The sequence below is a fragment of the Mitsuaria sp. TWR114 genome, from assembly GCF_007997345.1.
The window spans coordinates 1-3553 of sequence record NZ_VOSR01000697.1; the positions used below are offsets into that span (position 1 = coordinate 1).

The 3553-nt window shown below is 71.8% G+C and carries 4 protein-coding genes; all 4 read right to left on the reverse strand.

Annotated features, from left to right (window positions below; all coding sequences use genetic code 11):
• Window positions 1-278: ferredoxin reductase (locus FUT87_RS22570; protein ID WP_186830708.1), on the reverse strand; the 278-nt coding region annotated here is incomplete at its 3' end.
• A 91-nt stretch (window positions 279-369) separates the two neighbouring features.
• The gene (locus tag FUT87_RS22575; protein WP_147242463.1) at window positions 370-1398 is read right to left on the reverse strand and encodes an aromatic ring-hydroxylating dioxygenase subunit alpha; all 1029 of its coding nucleotides are present in this window, start codon (window positions 1396-1398) and stop codon (window positions 370-372) included.
• Window positions 1399-1439: 41 nt separating this feature from the next.
• On the reverse strand, window positions 1440-2213 hold the full coding sequence (locus tag FUT87_RS22580) for an SDR family NAD(P)-dependent oxidoreductase (protein ID WP_147242464.1): 774 nt from the start codon (window positions 2211-2213) through the stop codon (window positions 1440-1442).
• Window positions 2214-2218: 5 nt separating this feature from the next.
• Window positions 2219-3553 (reverse strand): AMP-binding protein (locus FUT87_RS22585; RefSeq protein WP_147242465.1); only part of this gene is annotated, 1335 nt, incomplete at its 5' end.

Consider the following 3553-nt stretch of genomic DNA (forward strand, 5'->3'; position numbering starts at 1 on the left):
ATGCCGCCGGCGATCAGCAGGCTGCGACGGGCCGACGGCACCAGCGGGAAATGATTGCGCGGCGCGCCGATCTGCAGCGTCTGGCCCGGCATCAACTGCTCATGCACCGCGCGCGATCCGCCGCGCGAGGTCGCTTCCAGCAGCACGCCCAGCACGTAGCGATGGGTCTCGGCGGGATCGTTGCTGAGGGAGTACTGCCGCACCAGGCCGCCCGGCAGATGGACGTCCACATGCGCGCCGGCGGTGAACGCGGGCAGGGCGCCGCCATCGGCGGCCACGAGGGTGACGGCGCAGACGTCCCGCGCGGCGGCGGCTTGGCCTGGACGCGGACGGGGATCAGCGCCGTGATGGGCGCGAGGATCGGCGCGCTCATGCCCGCGCCGCCATCAGCCGATCGATGACTTTGCGCGACTGCACGCCGCCGCCGTCGATGTTGAGCATCAGCAGCTGGCGTTGCGGCCAGGCCAGCAGGTTCTGCTGCTGGCGCTCCAGCATCTCCTGGTCCTCGGCGAAGATCCGGCCCTGGCCTTCGCGGATCTGCTCGGTGAGCGCCGGGTCCTGGGGTTTGAACTTGCGCGCCATGCCCCAGAAGTAGTGGATGGAGGTGTCGGTCTCCGGGGTGATGAAGTCCACCACCCAGCTCGCCGCCTTGACCTCGTCGGGCGCCTCGTAGCCCCCATGGCCGGCCAGCGCCACGCCGACCTCGATCATGATGTGGCTGGGCGGCGTGAAGTGGCAGATCTGCCAGCGGTCCACCGGCTGGTCCTCGGGCAGGCCGTTCATGCGCAGCGCCATCCGCCAGAACGGCGGCGCCTCGATGCCCTGCATGTGGCGCTCGGTGATGACGTGGTCGCCGTCCACGCGCGTGGTGCAGGGGATCTCGTCGATCTCCTTCTGGCCGATGCTGCCGGCATGCACATAGGTCTCGTGCGTGAGGTCCATCAGGTTGTCGATCATCAGCCGGTAGTCGCAGGCGATGTGGTACAGGCCGCCGCCGTAACCGAAGGCCGGGTTGCCCAGCCACTCGAAGGCCGGCAGCGCGGCCAGGTCCGCCTGCGCGGCGTCGCCCGGCCAGACCCAGATGAAGCCGTGCGCCTCATGGACCGGGAAGCTGCGGATGGCCGGAAAGCCGCGCACGCGCTGGCAGGGCATGGACACGGTCCTGCCGTCGCCGCCCATGGCCAGGCCGTGGTAGCCGCAGACCAGGGTGTCGCCGTTCACGCGGCCCAGCGACAGTGGCGCGCCGCGGTGCGGGCAGAAGTCCTCCACCGCGCGGACGGCGCCGGCGCTGTCGCGGAAGAAGGCCATCGCATGGTTGCAGATCTTGCGGCCCAGCGGCTTGTCGGTGCCGACCTCCTCGCTGCGGGCGGCGACGTACCAGGTGTTGGTGATGAACATGGGAACTCCTCGGGAACGGGCCTGGGGCGGGACCGGCGCGCTCAGCGCGGCGCCATGCGCAGCGCGCCGTCGAGGCGGATGACCTCGCCGTTGAGGTGGCCGTTGGCGACGATGTGCGCGGCCAGCGCGGCGAATTCCTCGGGCAGGCCCAGGCGCTTGGGGAAGGGGATGGACGCGGCCAGGTTCTGCTGCACCTCCTCGGGCAATTCCTTCATCAGCGGGGTGGCGAACAGGCCGGGCGCGATGGTGCAGACGCGCACGCCGAACTGGGCGAGGTCGCGCGCCAGCGGCAGCGTCATGCCGACGATGCCGCCCTTGGAGGCCGAGTAGGCCTCCTGGCCGACCTGGCCATCGAAGGCGGCGACCGAGGCGGTGTTGACGACGACACCGCGTTCGCCGTCGGCCAGCGGCGCCAGCGCCACGATGCGGCTCACCGCCAGGCGCGTCATGTTGTAGGTGCCGATCAGGTTGATGCGCACGACGCGCTCGAAGTCCTCCAGCGGCGCCGGCGAGCCGTCGCGCTGCACGATGCGCTTGGCGGTGCCGATGCCGGCGACGTTCATGAGGACGCGGGCCGGGCCGTGGGCGGCCGTGGCGGCGTCCAGCGCGGCGGTGACGGAGGCGGCATCGGTGATGTCGCAGCGCAGCGCCAGCGCGCGGTCGGCGCCAAGGTCGTCGGCCACGCGGCGCGCGCCGGCTTCGTTGATGTCGAGCAGCGCGACGCGAACGCCTTGGGCGGCGAGGGTGCGGGCCACGGCTTCGCCGAGGCCGGAGCCGGCGCCGGTGACGAGGGCGGCTTGTCCAGTGAGGTTCATGGTGGTCAGCGGTGGGGGGTGATGACGTCGGGATGGCCGTCGGCGGCCTCGTGCAGCAGCTCGACCAGCGCCGCGCGGCGGCTCAGCACCGCGCGCTGGTTGATCGAGCCCTTGTCGGTGATCTCGCCGCCGTCGATGGACGGCGGCTCGGCGAGCAGCAGCAGCCGCGCCGGGCGGTTGGCGCTGCCGGTGCCCTGGGCCCAGAGCTGGTCGGCGAGGTCCTGGAAGAAGCCGCGCACGATCGCATGGGCCAGCACCTGGGCGGCGGGCAGGCTGTCGGGCAGCTCCGCCAGCCGGCGGACCTCGCCCAGGCGCGGCACGATCAGCAGGCCGATCTCGTCGCGCCCCAGGCCGGTGACGACCGCGTCGTGCACGCAGGGGAAACCCAGCGCGACCACGCGCGCGCGCAGCGGTCCGACGCTGACGAAGGTGCCGGTGGACAGCTTGAAGTCCTCGGCGATGCGGCCGTCAAACATCAGGCCCTGGGCCGGGTCGGCGGGATCGGCGGGCCGCGCGGCGTCGCCGGTGCGGTAGTAGCCCTCGTCGTCGAAGGCCTCGCGCGTCAGCTCGGGCTCGCGCCAGTAGCCGGGCATCACATTGGGGCCGCGGAAGCGCACCTCGTGCTTGTCGCCGGCCGGCACCAGCTTGACCTCCACGCCGGGCACCGGGCAGCCGATGAAGCCGGGCCGGCTGGCCTCGGGGATGGCGAAGGTGCAGGTCGGGGCGGTCTCGGTCATGCCCAGCCCCGCGGCCAGGCGGATGCGTTCGCCGATGGCCGCCTCGGCCAGCTGGTTGAAGGCGTCCAGCGTCTTGGCCGAGAGCCCCGCGCCGCCGCATTCCACCAGGCGCAGCCGGCTGAAGAAGTGGTCGCGCAGCGCGGTGTCGGCCCGCAGCGCCGAGACCAGCTCGTCATACCCCTTGGGCACGTTGAAGAAGATCGTCGGCGCGATCTCGCGCAGGTTGCGCAGCGTGTCCTCGAAGCGGCCCGGCACCGGCTTGCCCTCGTCGATGTAGAGGCTGCCGCCGTTGTAGAGCACGATGCCCAGGTTGTGGTTGCCGCCGAAGGTGTGATTCCACGGCAGCCAGTCCAGCACCACCGGCGGCTCCTCCGCCAGGAAGGGCAGCGTCTGCAGCGTCATCTGCTGGTTGGCGCACCACATGCGCTGCGTCACGATCACGCCCTTGGGCGCCTTGGTCGAGCCCGAGGTGAACATCAGCTTGACGATGGTGTCCGGACCGACCTGCGCATGGGCGGCGTCCAATGCAGGCCCCGGCGCGGTGTCCAGCAGCTCGTCGAAGCGCTCCGTGGCCCGGCCGGCGAGCCGGCCTTCGCCGAGGAT

What these genes read in the sequence shown, in the direction of transcription:
- FUT87_RS22575 (WP_147242463.1), bottom strand. Translation starts at nt 1,398, where the DNA reads ATGTTCATCACCAACACCTGGTACGTCGCCGCCCGCAGCGAGGAGGTC.
- FUT87_RS22580 (WP_147242464.1), bottom strand. Translation starts at nt 2,213, where the DNA reads ATGAACCTCACTGGACAAGCCGCCCTCGTCACCGGCGCCGGCTCCGGC.